6 protein-coding genes and 1 rRNA gene are annotated in these 5,366 nt (G+C 67.3%); 3 read left to right on the plus strand and 4 right to left on the minus strand.

The window, feature by feature from the left end; translation table 11 throughout:
• Positions 1-2: 2 nt before the first annotated feature.
• From RJ03_RS24930 to RJ03_RS24940, 3 genes are all read right to left on the minus strand, one after another.
• Positions 3-1,919: an NAD-binding protein gene (locus tag RJ03_RS24930; protein ID WP_051025222.1), complete on the minus strand. Its 1,917-nt coding sequence runs from the start codon at positions 1,917-1,919 to the stop codon at positions 3-5.
• Between the two features lie 48 nt (positions 1,920-1,967).
• Positions 1,968-2,639, minus strand: coding sequence for a TetR/AcrR family transcriptional regulator (locus RJ03_RS24935; protein ID WP_306304686.1), 672 nt, complete (start codon positions 2,637-2,639; stop codon positions 1,968-1,970).
• Between the two features lie 193 nt (positions 2,640-2,832).
• Positions 2,833-3,813 carry an RNA polymerase subunit sigma-70 gene (locus tag RJ03_RS24940; protein WP_036506206.1) on the minus strand — a complete coding sequence of 327 codons (981 nt, stop codon included), beginning with the start codon at positions 3,811-3,813 and terminating at the stop codon, positions 2,833-2,835.
• Positions 3,814-3,911: 98 nt separating this feature from the next.
• Between RJ03_RS24940 and RJ03_RS24945 the strand changes: the two genes are divergently transcribed.
• From RJ03_RS24945 to RJ03_RS24955, 3 genes are read left to right on the plus strand one after another with little or no spacing between them, the layout of a single operon-like run.
• On the plus strand, positions 3,912-4,286 hold the full coding sequence (locus RJ03_RS24945) for a nuclear transport factor 2 family protein (RefSeq protein WP_036506196.1): 375 nt from the start codon (positions 3,912-3,914) through the stop codon (positions 4,284-4,286).
• Positions 4,287-4,329: 43 nt separating this feature from the next.
• Entirely contained in the window at positions 4,330-4,680 is a 351-nt protein-coding gene (locus RJ03_RS24950; protein WP_036506198.1) for an ArsR/SmtB family transcription factor, read from the plus strand.
• Positions 4,677-5,135 carry an SRPBCC family protein gene (locus RJ03_RS24955; protein ID WP_036506200.1) on the plus strand — a complete coding sequence of 153 codons (459 nt, stop codon included), beginning with the start codon at positions 4,677-4,679 and terminating at the stop codon, positions 5,133-5,135. Before RJ03_RS24950 ends, RJ03_RS24955 begins: the two co-directional genes overlap by 4 nt.
• Positions 5,136-5,184: 49 nt before the next feature.
• Here RJ03_RS24955 and rrf read toward each other — a convergent pair.
• A 5S ribosomal RNA gene (gene rrf / locus RJ03_RS24960) occupies positions 5,185-5,301 on the minus strand.
• Positions 5,302-5,366: the final 65 nt, after the last annotated feature.

A 5,366-nucleotide genomic window follows, 5' to 3' on the forward strand; every position in this document is an offset into this window, starting at 1 on the left:
GCTCAGGAGCCCACCGCATCCGGCTCGGCCGACCCGTCCGCACATCGTTGTCCGCTCTCCCGGTCTGCCGCGTCTCCGGCCCGCCTGTCGCCAGGGCCTCGAGCCTCCGCGTCGGCGACCGGCTCCTCGGCCCTGCCGTCGGAGGCGATCACGTTCGCCGCGTCGACGGCCGGCTCCTCCGCCGCGCCGACGACCAACTCCTCCGCTGTGTCGACGACCAGCCTTTCCGCCGCGTCGACGACCAGCCCCTCAGCGGCCGCGATGGCCTCGCGTGCCGTTTCGTTCACCGTGGGCGCACAACTGACCTCCAGCAGTTCGTCGAGTCCCCGCCGGGTCGCCACCACCACCAGCTGATTGCCCGCGGCGAGCACCGTCTGCGCCGCAGGCTGCCATTCCGGCGCGTCCCCGACCGCCGGCTGCACCGCGATCACCCGGGTGTGTTCCGCCGATCCGAGGTCGGCGATCCGTAACCCGATCAGCGCCGATCCGGGCTCCACCGGCACCTCCGCGACCAGCAGGGTGGCTTGGTTGATCGTCAGGGTGGCGATCACTCGCCGCTCCACCACGGCCGCGGCGAAGCCGTGCGCGGCCAATTGGAAGACGCTGCGCACCACCGCCTTCCCGAGACTGCGCTGGACCCGGTCGGCCAGGTCGTCGTCGGAGACGCGCAGCACCACCCGCAGGTCGTCACGATAGGACTGCCCGAGCATCGCGGCCTCCAGATTCACCGCGTCACTGGAGGTCAGCAGAACCAGCGCCCGCGCCTTCGGCACACCCACCGCGCGCAACGTGTCCTCCCAGGTGGCCTGACCGATCACCACCGGCACCCCCAGGCTGCGCGCCAGCGCGATACCGCGCGCGTTCTCGTCGTAGTCCAGCCCGACCACGGGCACGTCGAGGTCGCGCAACTGTTCCACCACGCGCATTCCGACATTGCCCAATCCCGCGACCACCACGTGGTTTTCCATCCGTGAGGGGTCGATCGAATATTCCGACAGCTGCGCCCGCAACACGCCACCCACCACGAGCGCGGTGACCACCGGCGTCATCGCCAGCCCGGTGAAGACCACCCCCAATTGCAGGATCTTGAACAGCGGTTCGCGGGCCGGCTCCGGCTGCGCCGCACCCGCCGAATCCAGCAACGTTTCGTATACCGCTGTGCCCCAGCTGTTTCCGATCAGCACCATGATGACGCACACGGCCGCGATGATGATCAGCATCACCAGCAGCAGCCGGATCAGATCGTGACGGACCAGATAGCGCAGCTGGTTCAGCCAGCGGCGTCGCGCCCCGGGCGAATACGGCACCCGCCCGGCCAGCGCCAGCACCCGGTCCGCCGGTGCGTGCGGCGAGCGCAACGCGATTGCGCCCGGTCCGCCGGCCAGCCCGGCCACCACCCGATCCGGCGGCGCATCACCGGCCGCGGCGACGTACAGGGTGCGTTCGCCCAGCCGCAGATAGTCCTGCGCCTTCTCGCCGAGGGCCGCGGCGATGAACGACGGGGCGGCCATCTCCGAGATCGACAGCACCACACAGTCGGAGAACAACCGGCGAATGCGAAACCCCAAGCCGGTGTTGAACATTCGGATCACCAGCCGGATCCGCGGATTGAGTTCGTGGGCGCGCAGCGCGGCGTGGAAGTTCTCCACGTCCGCTTGATCCACCAGGGCCAGCGCTCGGGCCCGCTCCACCCCGGCCGCGCGCAGGACGGTCTCGTCCAGGCGCTCGGCGCACAGGATTCGCACCCGCGCCAACTTCTCCAGCTGTGGAACGTAGCTGCCGTTGCGGTTCGGCAGTACCGCGGTCACGGTGGCATCGGCGAACCGGGTGGTCAGCTGCAGGGCCAGCTGGTGGACGAGCGGGTTGTCTCCGCAGACGACGAATGTCGGGGACTGCCCGCCCCCCGGCGAAACATGCACCTCTCGATGCTAAAGCGAATCCCGTTCGGCGGCACGACGCTTCGTCGATCAGGCGCTGACCGCACCCATGATGACCCGGCGCAGCACCCTGATCACCTCGTCGAGGGGCCGGCGCGGCTCCGAACCGCTCCACTCGTCGACCACGTAGTTCACCGCACCGATGATGGCGAGCATGCGCGTTTCGTAGTCGCCGCTGGGGATCTCGCCCTGCAGCGCCGCATCCTCGGCGGCTCCGGCCAGCAGTGCACCCCAGGCGCGACGCAACTCCAGCCGGAACTTCTCCACCTTCGGCCCGGCGCCGACCACCTCGACCAGCGCGACGCGGGCCTTGCGCGGATCGCGCCCGATGGACTCGATATAGGCGCGCACCCCGGCGTCGATGATCTCGATGGCGCTCGCATCGGCATGCGCGTCCAACGCGGCGACGACCGCGTCCCGGGATTCCCGGTCGATCTGTTCGTAGAGTTCCAGCAGCAACGATTCGCGACCGGTGAACTCCTCGTAGAACTGACGCGAGGAAAGTCCGGCGTCTTTGCAAATGGCTCCGACCGAGCTATTGGCATACCCGTCTCTGGCGAACACTGTCAGACCAGATTCCAGAAAACGCGCACGTCGCTGCCGCTGCCGGTCTTCTACGGGCTGTCCGGCGTACATCCTACCCGCGTTCGTTTCCTGTGACATTGCGCCAGACAATACCGAAGGGCCCGATTCCCTCGTCATGGATCGGGCCCTTCGCTTACACCTCCGACTGACCGCGCGTTAGCCGGAAGTTGTCTATATGGTCGGAGCGCCGGTGCAACGACTGCGCTCTTCCTGTCGCGGATGGTTTGCCGAAACGGAGGATAGTCGATAACACCTATACAACGGAAGAGTTTGAAGGAATTTTCTAGGTTTTATTTCGACAACGATTCCATCAGGAAATAGTCGCGGCGCCCGGCGGCAGCGCCAACGGTAGGCCGAAGCGCGGGAAGTTGTCGGCGGGCGGGAAATGAGCGAGCGCGGAAATACCGTCCGGGCCGTGCGTCGTCACCAGAAGTCCGGTCGCCCGAAACGATCCGTCCGCCCGGCGGGAATAGCAGCCGAATGCGGGGTGGGCGTTGGCCCGCACCGATTGCAGCCGAATCTCCGCACGATCCCGAAATGCCGGAATACCGCGAAGGAATTCACCGATCGCCGCCCGGCCGTGATACTCGTGCGGCCACGGCGGCATGGTCAGCCACGCCTCGTCGGTGAGCAGCTCGACCACGGCGCCGACATCGGCAGCCTCGAAGGCCCGCGCGAAGCGCTCGCCGAGTCCTCGCTCCGCGGGCGACCCCGGCTTCGGCTCCGGACGCCCGCCCCCGTGGCGAGCCAGACGTTCACGAGCCCGCTGCAATGCCGCCTTGACGGCGACGGGGGTGAGGCCGAGCAGGCCGGCCACCTCCGCCGCGCTGAACTCGAGCACGTCACGCAGGACGAGCACGGCGGCCTGGCGCGGTGGAAGTTGTTGCAGCAGGGCGATGAACGCCAACTCGACGGATGCGCGCGCGGTCAGCACCTGCTGCGGATCCAGCAGCGCGTCCGGACACGGCTGCAACCAGCTCACCTCCCCGTGACGAGTCGGCTCCGGCGCGTCGAAGGGCAACGGCGCCACCGGCCGGCGCAGTGCGGACCGGCGAACATTGAGGCACCGATTGGTCGCGATCCGATAGAGCCAGGTGCGCATCGACGACCGCTGCTGAAATTCGGCCATACCCCGCCACGCCGCGAGCAGCGTCTCCTGCAACGCGTCCTCGGCGTCGTACATCGACCCGAGCATCCGATAGCAGTGGGTGCGCAACTCGGCCCGATAGGGCTCGGTGAGCTCACGAAAGGTCTGCTCATCCACGCCCGGGGCCATCGACGACTCCGTCATCGCCCCATCGTCACATCGGGCACCGACAGCCGGTCCGTTCCGCGCCCGGCCGGTGTCTATATCGGTGCAGGGTTCCATCGACCGGAGAAGAGGACGACATGATCGGAAACCACAGCCCCGCGGCCCGGGTGGCCCTCGCCTATTTCGAGGCCTGGACCGGAAAGGACCTCGATCGAGCGATGACCTACGTCGCCGACGACATCGTCTGCGATGCCCCCGCCGGCCGCATCGAAGGCGCGGCCGCCTATCGCGACTTCATGGAACCTTTCACCCGAATCCTCACCGGCGCAACGATGTTCGCCGCCTTCGGCGACGAGACCACCGCTCTGGTCTGCTACGACACCGCGACCCTCCCGGTACCGAGCGCCCCTGCGGCGGAACTGGTTACCGTCGTCGACGGCCGAATCACAGCCAGCCGCTTCATCTTCGACCGGCTGCCGTTCGAAGCCGCACGCGCGAGCAACAATAGTTAAGTAACTACTTGACTATCAGGGCAGAGCTTCTACACTTAAGTAGGTGCTTAACCAAACCGAGCGGCTGGACCTGATCTTCCGGGCGCTCACCGACCCCACCCGCAGATATCTACTCGAACGGCTCGGCCGGGGACCGGCGGCAGTCAGCGCCCTGGCCGAGCCGCTGGAGATGAGCCTGGCGGCCGTCGTGCAGCATCTGCAGATACTGCAGGACGCCGGGCTGGTGCGGTCAGAGAAGGTCGGCCGGGTGCGCACCTGCCATCTGGTGCCCGATGCGCTGCGTCCCGCCGAGGATTGGTTGCACGCGCGGCAGACCCCGTGGGAACGCCGCCTCGACGCGCTCGGCGCAGCACTCGCCGAGCACACCACCCCCGAACCCGAGGAGTCGCCATGACGACCACGCATTCCCTGGTCCATTCCACGTTCACCCTCGAACGCGACTATCCCGTCACTCCCGCAGCGGTTTTCGGCGCATGGGCCGAACCGGAACGCAAGGCCGAGTGGTTCAGCGCGCCCGGTACCGAACACGAGCTCGACTTCCGTGTCGGGGGCCGCGAGATCGCAGTCGGCGTACACGACGGCAAGCGGATGACCTTCACCACCACCTACCAGGAGATCGTCCCCGCCGAACGCATCGTGTACACCTCCACGATGGGCGTGGACGACGCTGTCGTGACGGTCTCGCTCACCACCGTCGAATTCGCCGAAACCGCGGCCGGCACCCGGCTGACCCTCACCGAACACGGCGCCTACCTCGACGACCACGAAAAGCCGGAATGGCGCGAGCACGGCACCAGCGAACAGCTCGCCACCCTGGGCGAACGCCTGCGGGAAATGTCGAGCCGATGAAATGCGGAAGGCCCCCAACCTGGTGGTTGGGGGCCTTCGCGAATGTATGTTCCGGCGGTGTCCTACTCTCCCACACCCTGGCGAGTGCAGTACCATCGGCGCAGGTGGCCTTAGCTTCCGGGTTCGGAATGGGACCGGGCGTTTCCCCACCGCTATAGCCGCCGTAACTCTATGAAACTATCCACAGAGAGCCGAACACCCCGGTACCGGGACATTCGTCTTCCTGTATCT

The sequence above is a fragment of the Nocardia aobensis NBRC 100429 genome, from assembly GCF_000308375.1.
GTDB classification, from domain to species: Bacteria; Actinomycetota; Actinomycetes; order Mycobacteriales; family Mycobacteriaceae; genus Nocardia; species Nocardia aobensis.

Excerpts from the sequence above, each read along its gene's own strand:
- RJ03_RS24935 (WP_306304686.1), bottom strand. The coding sequence starts at position 2,639 with ATGACGAGGGAATCGGGCCCTTCGGTATTGTCTGGCGCAATGTCACAG.
- RJ03_RS24940 (WP_036506206.1), bottom strand. The coding sequence starts at position 3,813 with ATGACGGAGTCGTCGATGGCCCCGGGCGTGGATGAGCAGACCTTTCGT.
- RJ03_RS24945 (WP_036506196.1), top strand. The coding sequence starts at position 3,912 with ATGATCGGAAACCACAGCCCCGCGGCCCGGGTGGCCCTCGCCTATTTC.
- RJ03_RS24955 (WP_036506200.1), top strand. The coding sequence starts at position 4,677 with ATGACGACCACGCATTCCCTGGTCCATTCCACGTTCACCCTCGAACGC.